Annotated in this window: 12 protein-coding genes; 8 read left to right on the top strand and 4 right to left on the bottom strand. The window is 62.2% G+C overall.

Translation table 11 applies throughout. The annotated features are described in order from the left end of the window. The first annotated feature begins 165 nt into the window (after window positions 1-165). The gene (locus RGM2987_RS21195) at window positions 166-2097 is read left to right on the top strand and encodes a PAS domain-containing sensor histidine kinase (protein WP_245144782.1); all 1932 of its coding nucleotides are present in this window, start codon (window positions 166-168) and stop codon (window positions 2095-2097) included. 148 nt (window positions 2098-2245) lie between these two features. Here RGM2987_RS21195 and RGM2987_RS21190 read toward each other — a convergent pair whose 3' ends face one another. Then, a complete protein-coding gene (locus RGM2987_RS21190; RefSeq protein ID WP_245144781.1) occupies window positions 2246-2476 on the bottom strand; it encodes a hypothetical protein in 231 nt (76 codons plus the stop codon). 130 nt (window positions 2477-2606) lie between these two features. Here RGM2987_RS21190 and RGM2987_RS21185 point away from each other — a divergent pair, with 130 nt between their 5' ends. Next, complete coding sequence (locus tag RGM2987_RS21185; RefSeq protein WP_245144780.1) at window positions 2607-3143, top strand: hypothetical protein; 537 nt, start codon at window positions 2607-2609, stop codon at window positions 3141-3143. A gap of 3 nt (window positions 3144-3146) precedes the next feature. Here RGM2987_RS21185 and RGM2987_RS21180 read toward each other — a convergent pair whose 3' ends face one another. Next, the gene (locus tag RGM2987_RS21180) at window positions 3147-4487 is read right to left on the bottom strand and encodes a cation:proton antiporter (RefSeq protein WP_245144779.1); all 1341 of its coding nucleotides are present in this window, start codon (window positions 4485-4487) and stop codon (window positions 3147-3149) included. 337 nt (window positions 4488-4824) lie between these two features. Here RGM2987_RS21180 and RGM2987_RS21175 point away from each other — a divergent pair, with 337 nt between their 5' ends. Genes RGM2987_RS21175 through ligD form a run of 4 tightly spaced genes read left to right on the top strand, consistent with a single transcriptional unit; the run spans window position 4825 to window position 10974 of the window. Next, window positions 4825-6210, top strand: a complete 1386-nt coding sequence (locus RGM2987_RS21175) for an iron-containing redox enzyme family protein (protein ID WP_245144778.1) — start codon at window positions 4825-4827, stop codon at window positions 6208-6210. Between the two features lie 9 nt (window positions 6211-6219). After that, on the top strand, window positions 6220-7221 hold the full coding sequence (locus tag RGM2987_RS21170) for a class I SAM-dependent methyltransferase (protein WP_245144777.1): 1002 nt from the start codon (window positions 6220-6222) through the stop codon (window positions 7219-7221). Then, window positions 7193-8356 (top strand): carboxylate-amine ligase, encoded by a 1164-nt coding sequence (locus tag RGM2987_RS21165; protein ID WP_245144776.1) that lies wholly within the window; start codon window positions 7193-7195, stop codon window positions 8354-8356. Before RGM2987_RS21170 ends, RGM2987_RS21165 begins: the two co-directional genes overlap by 29 nt. After that, window positions 8353-10974 carry a DNA ligase D gene (ligD, locus tag RGM2987_RS21160; protein ID WP_245144775.1) on the top strand — a complete coding sequence of 874 codons (2622 nt, stop codon included), beginning with the start codon at window positions 8353-8355 and terminating at the stop codon, window positions 10972-10974. Before RGM2987_RS21165 ends, ligD begins: the two co-directional genes overlap by 4 nt. Before the next feature lie 188 nt (window positions 10975-11162). Here the strand turns inward: ligD and RGM2987_RS21155 are convergent, their stop codons facing one another. Continuing rightward, window positions 11163-15308 carry a CheR family methyltransferase gene (locus tag RGM2987_RS21155; RefSeq protein WP_245144774.1) on the bottom strand — a complete coding sequence of 1382 codons (4146 nt, stop codon included), beginning with the start codon at window positions 15306-15308 and terminating at the stop codon, window positions 11163-11165. 160 nt (window positions 15309-15468) lie between these two features. Then, complete coding sequence (locus tag RGM2987_RS21150; protein WP_245144773.1) at window positions 15469-16080, bottom strand: Yip1 family protein; 612 nt, start codon at window positions 16078-16080, stop codon at window positions 15469-15471. 167 nt (window positions 16081-16247) lie between these two features. Here RGM2987_RS21150 and RGM2987_RS21145 point away from each other — a divergent pair, with 167 nt between their 5' ends. Both RGM2987_RS21145 and RGM2987_RS21140 read left to right on the top strand, forming a co-directional pair. Beyond that, complete coding sequence (locus RGM2987_RS21145) at window positions 16248-16748, top strand: CinA family protein (protein ID WP_245144772.1); 501 nt, start codon at window positions 16248-16250, stop codon at window positions 16746-16748. A gap of 9 nt (window positions 16749-16757) precedes the next feature. Further along, window positions 16758-17276 (top strand): hypothetical protein, encoded by a 519-nt coding sequence (locus RGM2987_RS21140; protein ID WP_245144771.1) that lies wholly within the window; start codon window positions 16758-16760, stop codon window positions 17274-17276. Window positions 17277-17285 lie beyond the last annotated feature (9 nt).

The following is a 17285-nucleotide window of genomic DNA, read 5'->3' as shown; positions in this document are numbered from 1 at the left end:
TCCGATATCGCCGTAAGCTGACACACCGCTTTCGCGAGCAAGCCCGCTCCCACAAGGGGCAAGGTTGCTTTCGTGAATCGCGTTTCCCCCACAACCCCCATGGTTTTTCCCAGCACAGAGTTGTTCCATACTTTGCAAAAAATCCATACGGATGCCCCGGCCAAAATGCTTGAGAACGACCCAAAGACCCCTCGCGCAAATGAAGAGCAGCGTTTTCGACTGCTGATTGACGCCGTGGTCGACTACGCCATCTACATGACTGACCCGTCGGGGATCATCACCAGTTGGAACTCCGGTGCGCGGCGGTTCAAGGGCTACGAGGAATCGGAGATCCTGGGCCAGCACTTTTCCCGCTTCTACACCGACCAGGACCGCGCCGACGGCCTGCCGCAGCGGGCGCTGGACACCGCCATGCGCGAGGGGCGCTTCGAGGGCGAGGGCTGGCGGGTGCGCAAGGACGGCACACTGTTCTGGTCCCACGTGGTCATTGACCCGATCATCGACAGCCAGACCGGCCAATTGCTCGGGTTCGCCAAGATTACCCGCGACCTGACCGATCGCAAAATGGCCGAGGAGACCCTCAAGCAGAGCGAGCAGCAGTTCCGGCTGCTGGTGCAGAGCGTCACCGACTACGCCATCTACATGCTCGACCCTGACGGTCAGGTGACCAACTGGAACCAGGGCGCCCAGCGGATCAAGGGCTATCTGCCGGTCGAAGCCATCGGTCGGCACTTTTCGATGTTTTATACCGAGGAAGATCGCGCCGCCGGCGAACCACAGCGGGCGCTCAGTATTGCAGCCAGCGAGGGGCGCTTCGAAAAAAAGGGTTGGCGCGTGCGCAAGGATGGCACGCGATTCATGGCTCACGTGGTCATCGATGCGATCCGCAGCGATACCGGCACGCTGTTGGGCTTTGCCAAGATCACCCGTGACATCACCGATGCCACCCTGGCGCAGCAAGCCCTTGAGCAGGCTCGCGAGGCGTTGTTCCAATCCCAGAAACTGCAAGCCATCGGCCAGCTCACCGGCGGTATCGCCCACGACTTCAATAACCTGCTGACGGTGATCCTCGGCAACCTGGAGATCGTCCGTAAGCGCATCCCCGCCGAACCCAAGCTCGCGCAGTTGCTCGACAACGCCACCCAAGGCGCGTTGCGTGGGGTTTCCCTGACCCAGCGGATGCTGGCGTTTGCCCGCCGGCAGAAACTGACCTCTGAATCGGTCGAGCTGGCCGGATTGGTCCAGGGCATCAGCGGGCTGCTGCAAAGCTCCATGGGCCCGGCGATCCACATCCAGACCTCCTTTGCCGAGGCTCTGTCGCCGGTGCTGGCTGACGTCAATCAGCTGGAACTGGCGATTCTCAACCTGGCGACCAACGCCCGGGACGCCATGCCCCACGGTGGGCGGATCGTGATCGCCGCCGATGAACGCGATGCCAGCGAGGCCGGACAGGACAAGCTGATGGCCCCGGGGCGGTATGTCTGCCTGTCGATCACCGATGAAGGCGAGGGCATGGACGATGCGACGCTGGCGTCGGCGGTGGACCCGTTTTTCACCACCAAAGGCGTGGGCAAGGGCACGGGCCTGGGGTTGTCCATGGTCCACGGCCTGGCTGAACAGCTGGGCGGCCGCCTGACGCTCAAGAGTCAGCAAGGCGTCGGCACCAGCGCCGAGTTGTGGTTGCCGCTCGCCGGCAGCTCGGCACCGGGCCAGGCACCGGTCCAGGACACCACCGCATCCCCGGTCGACGAACTGCTGGTACTGGTGGTCGACGATGACAGCCTGGTATTGACCAGTACGCGTTTGCTGATCGAAGACCTTGGTCATCGGGTGCTGTGTGCCCCATCCGGTGCCCAGGCTCTGGAGCTGCTCGAGCGCAACCGGGACGTCGACCTGGTGATCACCGACATGGCCATGCCGCAGATGGACGGCGCGCAGCTGGCGAAACTGCTGCGCGACCGGCAACCGGACCTGCCCATTATCCTCGCCACCGGCTACGCCGAGCGGCTGGAAGGCTTCGCCGCCCAACTGCCACGGCTGACAAAACCGTTCAAGCAGATCGACCTGGTGCAGATCATCGGCCAGACGATGAAATGATTTGATGATTTGACATCGATCCCCTGTGGCGAGGGAGCTTGCTCCCGCTGGGCTGCGTAGCGGCCCCAAAAAGCTGGGGACCGCTGCGCGCTCCAGCGGGAGCAAGCTCGCTCGCCACAAGGGGTGGTGTGCCAAAGGGACACAACCCTCATTCAGTATTCTTCTTGAACCCCCGCAGGTTCATCGCGCACAGGCAGAACTGCAGCACGATCAGCGCATAGGCATCGGTGTGCAACCCCCAGGCCACCCACAGAATATTGCTCGCGATAAAACAGCTGAACCCGGCTACCCGCCGCCGTGGCTGGCGCGAGCCAATCAACCAGGCGGCGAGCACCGTCACGATCATTGCCGGCCATTGCAGCCATCCAAGCCAATCCACGCTTTGCTCCTCATGTTTTTGATCCCTTAGGACCCTCGCGGCGCCGCAGCGTTTCGTCCATTGCCTTGAACTTGCCGGGCGCACAGTTCTTCTAAAGGTTCGCAGCCATCACCGAGGAACCATCACCCCAATGCCGAGAATCCTGACCACCCAGACCCCGGGCGAAGAACTGACGGAACACAACGCCAAGTTGTTCGGATCCCCCAAGGAACGGCTGGATTTCTATCGCCGCGAGATCCAGTACGAAACCAGCATCCTGGCCAATCGCACCGATGCGTACCTGGCCGCACAGTCGTTTTTGGTGATCGCCTTCGCATCCTGCATGGCGAACCTGAACCCGGAGTGGGGCAAGTTGTTCACGCTGATCGTGCCGCCATTCCTGGCGTTGCTGGGGTTCTTGAGCTCTCTCAATGCCTGGCCCGGGATCCATGCAGCCTATGAGATCATCGACCATTGGCATTTCAAACAGAGCGAACTGCTGCGCGCCGAGCCGATGATGGGCCTGGTCTACGACGAGTCGCCGTTGTTCAGCGAGCGCGAGTCGACCCACAAGGGCTATCGCAAGTCGCTGCTGTTTTCCCTGCGCACGCCCTGGATCTTTGCCGGGTTCTGGGTGCTGTTGGGGGTGTACTCGGTGTTCATCCAGGTCACCGATCCTGGCGGTTGATGCTCATCGCCCTGGCTGCTTGTGCCGCTCATACCACGCCAGCGTCGGCTGCGTGCTCACCCCATGCACCAGAATGCTCAAGGCCACCACCGACAACGTGAGGTCGATGCACAACCGGGCGACGTCCGGTTGCAAGTCGTGGTTCAAGGCGAAGAACAGGTAGAACAGACTGCCGATGCCGCGAATGCCGAACCAGCCGATCAGCAACCGTTGCGGGCCGTCGAGCAAGCGCCCCCACGGCATCAGCAGCACGCTCAACGGCCGGATCACCAGGAACAGCAGCGCACCGATGCCCAGGGCTCGCCAATCCCAGTGATTAGCCAGCACCACCCCCAACAGCGTCGCCAGAAACACCTCCATGGCGCGTTCCACCAGACTGCCGAAGGCGAGCATGTCGCCCATCATCACTCCGGCGGCCACCTGGCCTTCCTCCAGGGATTCGGTATCGCCAAGAACCGCTTGCTCAGGATCGACGGCTTCGTGGCCCACCACCGGTTGCACCAGGTGTTCGGCCGGTGGCGCGTTTTCATCGGTGGATTGCACCTCGGCCTGCCGCAGGCCCAGCCCCGCCGCAAAGACCGAGAGAAACCCGTAGGCCTGCACCCAGACGGCAGCGACATAGGCCAGGGCAATCAGGGCCAGCGCCAGGTAATCGTTGGGCGACAGCGTGCTGTCGGCATTCTTGATGCGCATCGACAGGGTCAGCTTGCCAATACCACGACCCATCCAGTAACCGATCAGCAAGCCGGCCGGCACGGCCCATAACAGGTTGCGCAGGACCCAATCGACGACAAAGCCGCTGCCGTCCCCGCGCAACATCAACAAGCCGAGGATCACGAACGGGAAGGCCGTGCCATCGTTCAAGCCGGCTTCGCCCGACAGGCCGAAACGCACCCGGTCGTCGTCCCGTGCATCGTTGACCTGCACCAGCGCCGCCAGCACCGGATCGGTAGGCGCCAGGATCGCGGCGATCAGCATCGCCACACCCCACTCGAGGCCAAACAGATAATGCAGGACCAGGCACAGGCCGGCGATGGACAGGATCATCACCGGCCCAGCCAAGGCATACGCCACGCGCCAAGTGCGATTCTTGAGGGCCAGGCGCAACTTGAGACCGCTGACGAACAGCGAAAACACCACGGCGATTTCCGTCAGGTGCTCCATCCACACCGACGAGTCGCCCAGGTCCAGCTTCAACAGGCCCAGCCCTGCGGGCCCGATGATGACGCCCAGTGCCAGGCACATCGCCGAGGTCGTCACCGGCATCCAGCGCAGGTAGGAAGAGGTCAGGGCCAGGGTCAGCAAAACGGCACCGAGCACCGCTACCCACACTGTGAAGATCATGGTTGCTCCTTGGATGGTGGCAGCCCCTCACGTAGCGAAGAGGGTTTGTAGCAAGGGAGCTTTTGTGGCGAGGGAGCTTGCTCCCGCTGGGTTGCGAAGCAGCCCCAAAAAGCCAGCGAGCGCTACGCACTCGAGCGGGAGCAAGCTCCCTCGCCACAAAAGCCGGGCCGCTGACACATTCGAGACCCAAAGCGAAGCGAGGGTTCCTTCGCAAAACAGCGGCACCCCGTTTATCTGGCTGTCTGACAATCCAAGGGAATTTTTCTGCACCTCAAAGGCTCTGCCAACTATAGAGACGTGCCTATTCAGCGTCCTGCCGAGAACCCATGAGGCCCTTATGACTGCGCTGACACCCCTCCAATCCAGGCCAGCAAACGTGCAACCATTCACCGCTGGCGGGACCGTTCGCCAATGCTATGAGCGGCTGCTGCAAGGCCCGGACGATGCCGACAAGCAAGCCATCGCCCAGGCATTCCTGGAGCAATACCTGGAACAGGCGGCGGGTTTGCCCCAGGAAACGCCAGACGACCCCATGGCCTTGCAGGCCTGGGTCGAGCAGCACAGCGCCGGCGTCGCCCTGCAATATGCCGACTACCTTGAACGGCGTAAAAACGGCGGCCCTCGGGAATTCTTCAGCAACAAGGCCCACGCCCTGTATTTCCTCCAGGCAGTGGCACCGACCAAACTGGTGGACGGTGCCTGGCTCTATGGCGTGCTCAAGCACTGGCACGACCACCGTTTCGAAGGGCTGCTGTGCACCTATCTCGAAGAGCTCGGCGATGGCAGTCCAGCGCAAAATCACGTGGTGATCTACCGCAAGCTGCTCGCCGAACACGGTCTGCTAGACATGCCGGACATCGACGACGAGCGCTACCTGCAAGGCGCGGTGCAACTGGCCCTGGGTTACGCCGGTGATGAGTACCTGCCCGAAGTCATCGGCTACAACCTGGGCTATGAGCAGCTGCCGTTGCACCTGTTGATCAGCGCCTACGAGTTGGCTGAGCTGGACCTCGATCCGTACTACTTCACCCTCCACGTGACCATCGACAACGCCAGCACCGGCCATGCTCAAAAAGCGGTGCAAGCCTTGATGCAGTTGCTGCCGATGGAAGCCGACCGCGAGGCGTTCTGGCGGCGGGTCACCCTGGGCTATCGCCTCAATGACCTGGGGCAGGGTAGCCGGGCGATCATCGAAGCGTTCGACCTGGACCGAGAAGTGCTGGACATGCTCGAACGCAAACGCCCGTTCGGCCAGCACATGCATTCGGACTACTGCAAGTTCGAAGGCAAGACCGTCAATGAGTGGCTCGCGGCACCGGGCCAACTGGAAGGGTTCCTCACGGCGATGCAGAACAAGGGCTGGATCAAGCGGCACGAAGACCCGCAGAACAGTCGCTTCTGGACCCTGATCGAAGGCGCCGGCGCTGCCATGTTCGGGGTGTTCAGCCCCTATGAAAAACAATTGCTGCACGACTGGATCGCCGGCGACTGGCTCCAGCAGGGCTCACGCAGGGCGCCACGGCGCAGCCTGGGCGCGGCGTGTGAGTCAGCGGTCGGCGTAGAAGACCCGGACGTACTGGCCCTTGAGCAAACCCTGCGCGGCCAGGCCCCTGACGAGCAGATGCAAACCCTGATGCCGTGGCTGTCCGCCCGTTGCCATAGCCACCCGGCCGGGCTGTTGGCGACGCGTCGGTTCATCCAACTCAAATCCGTACTGCGCTAGGAGCTTTGCATGAGTGAGGAAGAACGCCTGTCCGAGTCCGACCTGGCGCTGTTGCAACTGGGCCGCCGGCTGCAAGCCGACGGTTATCGCTTCATCACCCCGACGCCCTTGACCCACGAGCGGGTCAACCAGCGGCCGGGCAACGAGCGCTCGAAGACCCTGCGGGACGTATTCGGCTGGTCGCGACCTTTCGCTCCCGGTCTGATCTCGGCGGATGAGCAGCGGCAATTGCAGGCGGCCGATGTGCTGGAAGAGTGCGATGGGCTGCTGCGCAGTCGGGTGCGCTGGTCGAGCCTGGACGGCTTGCTGTTCGCCCATTCGCAGTTTCCCACCCAAGCCAGCGACGCGGTGTTTTTCGGCCCCGACAGCTACCGCTTCGCCCAATTGATTCATAGCCACCTGCAACAGAACTTCACGGCGGTGCATCGCGCCGTGGACATCGGCTGCGGGGCCGGGGTCGGGGCCATCGTGATCGCCCGCGCCCGTCGTGAAGCCCATGTGCTGGCCCTGGACATCAACCCGCTGGCCCTGCACCTGACGGCGGTTAATGCCGCGCTGGCCGAAGTGGCGAATGTCGAGATCGCCCACAGCGATGTGCTCAAGGATGTCGAGGGCAGTTTCGACCTGATCGTCGCCAACCCACCGTACATGGCCGACCCCTCCGAGCGCGCCTACCGCCACGGCGGCGGAACGCTGGGGGCCGGGTTGTCGTTGCGCATCGTCGAGCAGGCCTTGCCCCGGCTGACGCCCGGTGGCTCGCTGGTGCTGTATACCGGCGTGGCGATGGTCGACGGCCGTGATCCGTTCCTGGAAGCGCTGGGGACCTGGCGCGACTCAGCGGATTTTGGCTGGACCTACAAGGAATTGGACCCGGATGTGTTCGGCGAGGAATTGCTGACAGCGGGTTACCAGGACGTGGAAAGGATCGCCGTCGTGGCGTTGGTCGTGACCCGCATCGGCGCGGGTATCGGAGGGAGTATCGATGAACAGGCGTCTGAAGTTCGGCATTGAAGAGGAATATTTCATCACCGACCTGCAAACCCGACGCATGCCCGGCCAACCGCCGGCGGCCGCTGTTGCGGCGTGCCAGGCCGAGCTGGGCAAGCATTTCGCCCATGAGATGTTCCAGTGTCAGGTCGAGATGGCATCGCCGACCTTTCGCAGCCTGCCCGAGGCCGCCGACTACCTGACCCAGGTGCGCACGGGCCTGACCAAGTGCCTGGCAGAACATGGCCTGGGTTTGCTCTGCGCCGGCTCCCATCCCATGACCACGGCGGACCTGCAACCCACCGACGAGCTGCACTTCCAGCAGCTGTTCGACGATTACCAACGGGTGGCACGGCGCAGTGTGCTGTCGGGCCTGCATGTACACGTCGAGGTGCCGGTGGACCGGGATCGGGTCCGGGTCATGAACGAGGTCTTGCCCTGGCTGCCGATGCTGCTGGCGTTGAGCGCCTCGTCACCGTTCTGGAATGGCGCCTACAGCGGCTTCAGCAGCTACCGCCAGACCGCTTGCGATGAATGGCCGCGCATGGGCGTGCCGGAGTTCTTCGAGGACGAAGCGGCGTTTTCCCGCTACATCGACATGCTCACCCGCACCGGCGCTATTCGCCAGGCCAGTGATTGCTGGTGGGTCATGCGGCCGTCGTCGCGCTATCCGACCTTGGAGTTGCGCATCTGCGACGCCTGCCCCCGGATTGAAGACGCGTTGTGCCTGGTCTCGCTGTTCCGGGTGATGGTCGCCCATGCCATCGCCCAGCCGCAGCCCGGTTCCCGCTACAGCCCGATGTCCTACTGGATCCTCAAGGAAAACCGCTGGCGCGCCAAGCGCCACGGGATTCTCGCCGAGTTCATCGATGAGCGGCAGGAGCAACCCTTGCTCATCGGTGAATGGCTCACCTTGGCGGAAGAGACTTTCGGTGACACAGCTGCCGAGCTGGGCGTGCCGGAGGTGTTCAGGCAAGCACGGCGCATCGTCCAGGAAGGCAGCAGTGCCGATCGGCAAGTGGTCGTCTATGAACAAGGTTTGCTGTTGGGCGATTCCACCGAAGAGGCGTTGGGCCGGGTCGTCGATCAACTGTTGTCGGAAACCGCCGGGATGCCGGTGGCGCCGCCGACGTTGCAACAAGTCGCAGGTGGCCAATGACCAGCAAGAACCTCGATGACTACAACCGCATGCGCGATTTCGGTGCCACTCCGGAGCCGGCGGCCAAGCGTGCGCGCAAATCGAAAAAAACCGCCCACGCCTTGCAGTTCTGTATCCAGAAACACGACGCCTCGCGCCTGCACTACGACTTTCGCCTGGAACTGGACGGTGCGCTCAAGAGCTGGGCGGTGCCCAAGGGGCCGTCCCTGGACCCCAAGTCCAAGCGCCTGGCGGTGCACGTCGAAGACCATCCACTGGACTATGCGACATTTGAAGGCAGCATCCCCGAAGGCCATTACGGCGCGGGGGACGTGATCGTCTGGGATCGGGGCGTGTGGATTCCCCAGGGCGACCCGCACGAATCCTACGAAAAAGGCCGGCTCAAGTTCGAGTTGCAAGGTGAGAAGCTGGGGGGGCTGTGGAACCTGGTGCGCACTCACATGCCGGGCAAGCAGGAGCAGTGGTTCCTGATCAAGCATCAGGACGAGGCGGCCCGGCCCGAGGGCGAATATGACGTGGTGCAGGCCGAGCCGGACAGCGTGCTCAGTGATCGCACCATCGTGCCCAAGCGTCGGGGCAAGGCCGCTGCTGCCAAAGCCGTGAAGCAACCGGAAAAAGCCGCCAAGCCCAAGGCCGCCAAAAAATCCGCGAAGGCGACCCTCAGTGGCGCAGCACCGGGGCCGATTCCGCAAACCCTCAAGCCTGAGCTGGCGACCCTGGTGGACAGCGCTCCCGACGGCGAATGGTTGTACGAGATCAAGTTCGACGGTTACCGGGTCATGGCACGCATCGACAACGGCGAGGTGCGGCTGATTACCCGCAACGGCCACGACTGGACCCACAAACTGCCCAAGCAAGCCCAAGCGCTGGCGGCGCTGGGCCTGGAGTCGGCCTGGCTCGACGGGGAAATGGTGGTCGCCAACGAGCAGGGCGTGCCGGACTTCCAGGCCCTGCAAAATGCCTTCGACGCCGGGAGCAGCGGCCAGATCGCCTATTACCTGTTCGATTTGCCCTACCTCAATGGCATGGATCTGCGCAAAGTGCCGGTGGAAGAACGGCGAACCGCGCTTGCGGCCGTGCTCAAGGACAACGAAGACCCGCTGTTGCGGTTTTCCGACTCGTTCGAGGAAACCCCCGAGGCGTTGCTCAACAGCGCCTGCCAGATGCAGATGGAAGGGCTGATCGGCAAGCGGGTCGGAAGCGCTTATGTGTCCCGGCGCAGCAACGACTGGATCAAGCTCAAGTGCAAGCGGCGCCAGGAATTCGTGGTGGTGGGTTTCAGTGAACCCAAGGGTGCCCGCAGTGCTTTCGGTGCCTTACTGCTGGGCTTGCATGACGTCGACAGCGGCGAGCTGCGCTACGCCGGCAAGGTCGGTACCGGCTTCAATGAAACGACGCTCAAAAGCATCTACCAGCAGCTCTTGCCCCTGGAAACCAAGAAGGCAGCGGTGGTCAATCCGCCCACGGGTTATGAAGCCAAAGGCGTGCATTGGCTCAAGCCAACATTGCTGGCTGAAGTGGCGTTCGCCGAAATGACCAAGGAAGGCTCGGTGCGCCACGCGGTGTTTCATGGTTTGCGCAATGACAAGCCGGCCAAAGACATCACAGAGGAGCTGGCAAAACCGGTGAAAAAGCCCGCTGATGCTAAGAAAGCCGCAAAAAAAGACCCTGAGCCCGACCCCGTCAAGCCCAAGTCCAAGGCGAAAGCCAAGGCCGCTCCCGCGCCGGCCTTGGAGGGCAAGGTGCGCATCACTCATCCGGAGCGAGTGATCGACGCCAGCAGCGGTACGACCAAGCTGCAACTGGCCGAGTATTACGCCAGCGTCGCCGAATTCATCCTGCCAGAGCTGGCCGAACGACCGGTGGCGTTGGTGCGGGCGCCGGACGGGATTGCCGGGGAGCTGTTCTTCCAGAAGAACGCCGAGCGCCTGGCGATTCCGGGTATCACCAGCCTGGACAAGTCCGTCACTGGGCACCCGGTGATGATCATCAACAACCCCGAAGCGTTGATCGGCGCGGTGCAGATGAGCACGGTGGAGCTGCACACCTGGAACGGCACCACCGTGGACCTGGAAAAACCCGACCGTTTCGTCCTCGATCTTGACCCGGACCCGGCGCTGCCGTGGAAAAGCATGGTCGAGGCCACGCAGCTGACCTTGACCGTGCTCGATGAGTTGGGGCTCAAGGCGTTTCTCAAGACCAGCGGCGGCAAAGGCATCCACATCGTGGTGCCGCTGACACGCAAGCTGGGTTGGGATGACGTCAAGGATTTCAGCCATGCCATCGTCAGCCATATCGCCAAGCTGTTGCCGGACCGTTTCTCGGCGGTGTCGGGACCGAAGAACCGGGTAGGGCGGATCTTCATCGACTACCTGCGCAACGGCCTCTGCGCCACCACCATCTGCGCCTATGCTGCCCGCACCCGCGAAGGGTTGCCGGTGTCAGTGCCGATCTTTCGCGAGGAAGTGGCCGAACTCAAAGGCGCCAACCTGTGGAACGTGCACAACGTCCATGAACGCCTGGCGGAAGTCGGCCACGAACCCTGGGCCGACCTGAAGAAAACCCGACAAAGCATCACCGCCGAGATGCGCCGGCGGATCGGCATGAAAAAATCCTGAAACGACGCTGACGCCAAGGCGCAGCGGCGAACCGCTCTTGTGGCGAGGGAGCTTGCTCCCGCTGGGCTGCGCAGCAGCCCCATCAGGCCGGCTACTGTGGTGCGCCAGGGTGAACCGTATCGAGCTTAAGATGGGCCGCTTCGCGCCCCCGCGGGAGCAAGCTCCCTCGCCACGGGGATGCGGGGTGCCTAGTGGACGGGCGGTTGGCGCAGTTGTTCGATGGTCTCGATCAGTTCGTCATAGGACACGGGTTTGCCGATGTGCTGGTTGAACCCCGACTGCCGGGATTTGTGTATGTCGGCTGACGCGCCGTAACCGGTCAGGGCGATGGCGGGGACATGTTCGAAATGGGGCAGTTCGCGCAGGGATTGCATCAGTTCATGGCCGTTCATCACCGGCATGCCCAGGTCGGAAATCACCACGTCGAAAGAAAGTTTGCGGGCGGCGTGCAAAGCCTCCAGCGGTTGATCGAAGGCAATGACCTCGGCATCTTCCATCTCGAGCAGCAATTTGAGGGTCTCCAGTACCTCGGCGGAGTCGTCCACCAGCAGGATAGTCAGGCCGTTTAACCGTCCGGACACGTCGCCGGACGGTTGCGACTCGATCTGCGCCTCGTCGGGCTGGCTCAAGGGTAAGTGGATGGTGAAGGTGCACCCCTTGCCCAGCCCTTCAGACGTCACTTCGACACGACCGTTGTGGGCTTCGGTCAACTGGCGTACCAGGGACAGGCCGATGCCCAGCCCTTCGCGCTGATGGGTGGCGTGCTGGGTCTCGGCCTGCCCGAACAGATCGAACACTTCATTCAAATGCTCGGCAGCAATCCCCACGCCCGAATCCTTGACGTCCAGGCGCGCCATGTCGCCGCTGCGGCTGGCGATCAATTGAATCAGTCCGCCCGCCGGGGTGAATTTCAGGGCGTTGTTCACCAGGTTCCAGATGATCTGCTCCAGGCGGGTCGGGTCGACGTGGACAATCAACTCGTTACCCGGCCCTTGGGGCAGCACCAGGGAAACCTCGCTGGGATGATGATCGTTGATCACCACGGTGTAGATGTCCTGCAGCGTTCGGCCCAGATCCACGGCCTGGCGCTTGAGCTTGAGCTTGCCGGTGCGTACCCGGGCGACATCCAGTAGATCGTCAATGATCCGTGCCTGACTGGTGACCGCAGTGCAGATAGTCTCGACGGCCTTGGCTGCCGGACTGACAGACTTGGTCGATGGCAGGCGCCGCAGCAGCTCGGCGTTGAGCTGGATCAGATTGAGCGGGTGCTTGAGTTCGTGGGACATCACCGCAAAGAACTCATCCTTCAGGTGGCTGTTGTTCTGGGTTTCCATCAGCCGTTGGGTCTGTTCATCTTGCAGGCGCTTGTGCCCGGTCAGGTCCCGGGCAATCTTGACGTAGCCGTCCAGTGGGTCGTCGCTGAGCCGGGTCACTTCGCCACTGCAAAAAAAACGACTGCCATCCTTGCGCAGGTGCCAGCGCTCATCCTCACATCGGCCATCGTCACGGGCAGTGCTCAGCTCGGTTTGCGGCACACTGTTCTCGCGGTCTTCTGGCGTGAAAATGAAATCGTAATAGCTGCCTTCGGCTTCGTTTTTGCTGTAGCCGAAAATCAGTTCGGCGCCGGTGTTCCAACTGCTGATCACGCCCTGTTCGTCCAGCAGGATGATGGCGTGGTCACGCGTGCTTTCGGCCACCAGGCGCATGCGTTCTTCACCCAGGCGCAGTTCTTCCTCTGCTTCGCGGCGCTTGGTGATGTCGATGAAGTTCAGCACCGTGCCGTCGATGTGGTCTTCGCTGGAGCGGTAGGGCAGCAAGCGGGCGATGTACCAGCGCCCGTCATTGCTGCTGATTTCCCGCTCGATCATGTTCAAGGTCTCGAACACTTGCGTAGCGTCGACCGCCAGGTCCACATAATTCAAGCGGTGGGTGATGTCCATCAGCGAGCGCCCGGTGTCCACCGGGAGCATGCTGAAGATCTCGGTGGCCCGGGGCGTGAACCATTTGATGCGCATGCTGCGGTCGACGAACACGGTAGCGATGTCGGTGGAGGCGATCAGGTTGGTGAGGTAGTCATTGATCTTGTCGGTTTCCTCGACCTTGGTCTTGAGCTCGTAGTTGACCGTCAGCAGTTCTTCGTTGATCGACTGCAGCTCTTCCTTGCTGGTTTCCAGCTCCTCGGTGGCCGAACGCAGTTCCTCGTTGATCGCCTGCATTTCTTCATTGGAGGCCTTGAGTTCCTCGCTGGAAATCTCGGCCTGCTCGATGGTGTCCTGAAGGTGCAGCTTGGTGCGCTGCAATTCGCGCTCGAGGCTGGACAGCACCTGGTTTTCCGTCTGGCTGGCGTCGGCTTCGAGCAGCTCGGCCGGGTCGATCTCTGCTTCTTCGAAGGTCACCAGCACGAACTCGCCGTCGGACTCTTCGTCCCGGTAGGGCTGGGCCAACAGATCCACGTGGAAACGCCGTCCGTCGCGCTCCAGGTTGACCTGGCGGGACTTGACCGGCTGGCCGTTCTGGTGGACCTGGAACAAGGTGGTGCGCAGTTCCAAGCGCAGTTGCGGATTGACCAGGGTCAGCAGGTTGCGCGACATCTCGCCGCCGACGTGGCGCAGGAAGCGCCCGGCGCCTTCGGACATGTGCAGGATGTCGGCGTTGCCATCGACGATCATGCTAGGCGGCGCGGTGTGCGCGACTGCCCGCAGATGAATGTCGGCGAAGGACACCTTGCGTGGGGCGAGGGTCTGCGGGATCGTCTGCATCGACGGGCTGCGCATGTAGCCACCGCGAGGCATGGTCGGGGTCCGGCGGCTGCTGGCGGTGCCGTACTTGGCGCGGAAGATCCGGTTGCGCTTGTCCACGGGAGTGAACAGGTCATGACAGGCATCGGCGGACTCGGAGGACCCGAGAAACAGGTAGCCACCCGGGCGCAGGGCGAAGTGGAACATCTGCAGAATGTCGCGCTGCACCTCCCGGTCGAGGTAGATCAGCAGGTTGCGGCACACGATCAGGTCGATCTGGGAAAACGGCGGGTCCGACAGCAGGCTGTGCTTGGCGAACAGCACGCGCTCACGGATCTCCTTGCGGACTTTGTAGGAGGTGCCGTCCTTGAGGAAATACTGACGCAGGCGGGTCGGCGGTACGTCGGTAATGATCGCCTGGGAATACGTGCCGGTGCGGCCCACGGCGATGGCACGCTCATCGATGTCGGTGGCGAAGACTTGCAACTTGGCGGTACTGGCGTCGTGCTGCATCTGGTCGGCGACCAGCATCGCCAGGGAATAAGCCTCTTCACCGGTGGAACAACCGGCGGACCAGATGCGTATCTCGTCCGGTAGCACGACGCCCTCGACCGGCTTGAGAAGCTTGGGCAGAACATCGCGTTCCAGCGCTTCGAACGACTCGCGATCACGGAAAAAGTTAGTCACACCGATCAGCAAGTCGCCCAGCAGTGCCTTGGTTTCTTCCTGATGGTTTTGCAAGTAACTGTAATAGGCCGACAGGTCGGGTTGCGCGGTCACTTGCATCCGGCGTTCGATCCGCCGCAACACCGTGGCCCGCTTGTAGTGCTTGAAGTCATGGCCGGTGCCGGCGCGCAATTGCAGCAGAATATCGTGTAAGTACTGCTCGGCCTCGGCCGCTTCGCGTTCGCTGGTGGGCGGTTGGGTCCTGATTTCCGGGTCGTTGGCCGTTGGCAGGCGGATTTCACGGGAGTTGCGCCACAACTCCATCAGCTTCTGCGGCATTTCGACGACCGGCAGTACCAGGTCAACCATGTTGGTATCGATCGCGGCCTTGGGCATGCCATCGAACTCGGCATCTTCCGGCGCCTGGGCGATGGCGACACCGCCTTGTTCCTTGATCCGCGAAAGCCCCACCGCGCCGTCGGAACCGGTGCCCGACAACACCAGGCAAAACGCCCGCTCTTTGTGAACGTCGGCCAGGTCACGGAAGAACAGGTCGATCGCCACATGCACGCCCTGGCGCCGTTCGGCTGGCGTGACTTCCAGATGGCCATCATTCATCTGCAAGTGCAGGGCGGGGGAAATCACATAGATGTGGTTCTTCTCAATGGGCACCGGTTCGGTGACCTGCAGCACCGGCATCTTGGTGCTTTCCTGGATGATCTTGCCGGCGATGCTTTGATGGTCCGGCGCCAGGTGCAAAATAATGACGAACGCCATGCCGTTGTCCTTGGGCATGTGCTCGAAAAACTGTTTGATCGCCTGTAACCCGCCTGCCGACGCACCGATGCCCACAACGGGGAAATCGAGGTGGCTGGGGCTGAGCTCCCGGCGCTGCGGGACGTTGGGGGAGCGGTCGCTTGGAGAAGACATGGTTCTGGCCTTAAAAGGCGACGGCGCGCATGGCCGACGCGATTTCCTGGAGCAAAGTCCCTCAGGATAATCCCGTTGCACGAGGAATGCGAAACACCGTGCATTACGTCGTCGTCATCAATGACAAAGTATAGTCCCGCTATAGCTGCGCGCCGGACCGTCAGCCCACCGGGACCCGCAGGTATTCAGGTTGCAAGACGTTGAACCATAGCAGAATCATTTCCACCAGGATGGTCACCAGCACCAGCAGGCCTACGCCCCAGACACTGGCCGAGTACAGCAGGCCTTGTTCCTTCTTCAAACCCATGAACTTGGGCAGGCCGACAAACAGCAGGAAAGTCGAATAGGCAGAGGCGGCCAGCAGCACGATGACCGCCAGCCAACGGTTGGGATAAACCCCGAATACACCGGCCAGGAAGTAGGGGGTGGCGGTATAGGCGGCGAAGCCAATGCACTGGTTGACGGAGGGCCGCGCATCGAAGGTGCGGGACATCCAGCGGATGAACAGCCCCATGAGCACGATGCCGGCGACGATAGTCAGGTACAGCAGCCCGCACAGTTGCAGGGCACTGGCGCTGTTGAGCCGGACCGTTTCGTTTTCCGCCAGGCTCCAGCCGGTCCAGGTCACGCCGAAGAACAGGCAGACCGCCGGGATCAGGGCCAACAGCAGCAGGTGGCCGAGGTAGTGGCGCGGGTGCGCCTGTTCCTGTTCGCGGATGTCCTTCCAGGCGAACTCGGGGTTCGTGAACAGTTTGACGAAGGATGCAGACATGACGACCTCCTGATCAAGACAGCCTCCGCATGAGGCCCGTATGGTTTTGAGGCCCACGATTTGCCAGGGGTTTCATTTATTTGGGGGCGGGGGCCGCAGGGCGATCAAAGGGAATGAATCGACACCCCAAGGGTCAACCCTTCAGCATCCCTGAAGGACTTGTTGCCATGACTGTTGCCCAATCCCTGGTTGAATATCTGCGCGAGCATAAGCTGCGCCTGACCACGGCGGAATCCTGTACTGCCGGGCTGATCGTTACGCTGCTGGCCGAGGTGCCGGGCAGTGGCTCGCTGATCGAAAGCGGTTATGTGGTGTATTCCCCCGAGGCAAAGCAACGGCTGTTGGGGGTGAGCCCCCGGACCATCGATACCTTCAACCTCACCAGTCGCCAGGTGGCCGAAGAAATGGCCTTGGGCGCCTTGCACGACGCCGACGCCAACGTGGCAGTGGCGACTACCGGGATCCTCGGGCCGGATGACATGGATGGGATTCCCGCCGGCACGGTGTGTTTTGCCTGGGCATTCGATATCAACGGCAGGCGCGCGCTGTTCAGCCGCCGTGAGCGCTTTTTCGGCAATCGCAACCAGGTGCAGCGGTACGCCAGCGAGCACGCGCTGATGCAGTTGCGGCATTTCCACCAGCGCGCCCTGGCGGGTGAATACAGTTGAGGCGATACCATGAGCCAAGACAGCGAGCCGGACGATCTGCACAACCGCGTGTTCCCGGTGCACGAGGACATGGCTTATCAGCTCAAGGTCTGGCGATTCGAGCGGGTGGGTTGGTACGTGCTGGTGCTGCTGGTGGTCCTGACGTTGCTGGGGTTGTTTTCCCGCGGGCCCTTGAGCAGTGCTGACGTGCAGAGCCGTGATGGCCGGCTCGGAGTCACGTACGAAAAATTTCACCGCAACGGTTCCTCCAATCCCCTGGTCCTCCACTTGAAGGGCCAGCCTAACGCGCTGCTGGAGGTCGAATTGGGAGGCGAGTGGCTGCAAGGTTTCAACGTTGAGGCCATGCAGCCTCAGCCGGTGCGTTCGGCCAGTGCGGGGCAGGGCATGAAGCTCTGGATCCAGGCTGACGCCCAGGGGCAAGCCAGCCTTTATCTCTCGTTGCTCGGGGAAGGATTGGGACGCTATGAGAGTCGCGTCGCCATGCCCGGCGGTTCCGCCGTCAGCTTCGATCAATTCATTTTTCCATAGGTGATGACG

It is taken from the genome of Pseudomonas sp. RGM2987 (assembly GCF_022952855.1).
Classification (GTDB): domain Bacteria; phylum Pseudomonadota; class Gammaproteobacteria; order Pseudomonadales; family Pseudomonadaceae; genus Aquipseudomonas.
The sequence above is the reverse complement of the archived record's forward strand: the minus strand, read 5'-3'. Positions and strand labels throughout refer to the sequence as shown.

Coding starts and splice junctions, on each gene's coding strand:
- RGM2987_RS21195 (WP_245144782.1), top strand. CDS start 166: ATGCTTGAGAACGACCCAAAGACCCCTCGCGCAAATGAAGAGCAGCGT.
- RGM2987_RS21185 (WP_245144780.1), top strand. CDS start 2,607: ATGCCGAGAATCCTGACCACCCAGACCCCGGGCGAAGAACTGACGGAA.
- RGM2987_RS21180 (WP_245144779.1), bottom strand. CDS start 4,487: ATGATCTTCACAGTGTGGGTAGCGGTGCTCGGTGCCGTTTTGCTGACC.
- RGM2987_RS21175 (WP_245144778.1), top strand. CDS start 4,825: ATGACTGCGCTGACACCCCTCCAATCCAGGCCAGCAAACGTGCAACCA.
- RGM2987_RS21170 (WP_245144777.1), top strand. CDS start 6,220: ATGAGTGAGGAAGAACGCCTGTCCGAGTCCGACCTGGCGCTGTTGCAA.
- RGM2987_RS21165 (WP_245144776.1), top strand. CDS start 7,193: ATGAACAGGCGTCTGAAGTTCGGCATTGAAGAGGAATATTTCATCACC.
- ligD (WP_245144775.1), top strand. CDS start 8,353: ATGACCAGCAAGAACCTCGATGACTACAACCGCATGCGCGATTTCGGT.
- RGM2987_RS21155 (WP_245144774.1), bottom strand. CDS start 15,308: ATGTCTTCTCCAAGCGACCGCTCCCCCAACGTCCCGCAGCGCCGGGAG.
- RGM2987_RS21150 (WP_245144773.1), bottom strand. CDS start 16,080: ATGTCTGCATCCTTCGTCAAACTGTTCACGAACCCCGAGTTCGCCTGG.
- RGM2987_RS21145 (WP_245144772.1), top strand. CDS start 16,248: ATGACTGTTGCCCAATCCCTGGTTGAATATCTGCGCGAGCATAAGCTG.
- RGM2987_RS21140 (WP_245144771.1), top strand. CDS start 16,758: ATGAGCCAAGACAGCGAGCCGGACGATCTGCACAACCGCGTGTTCCCG.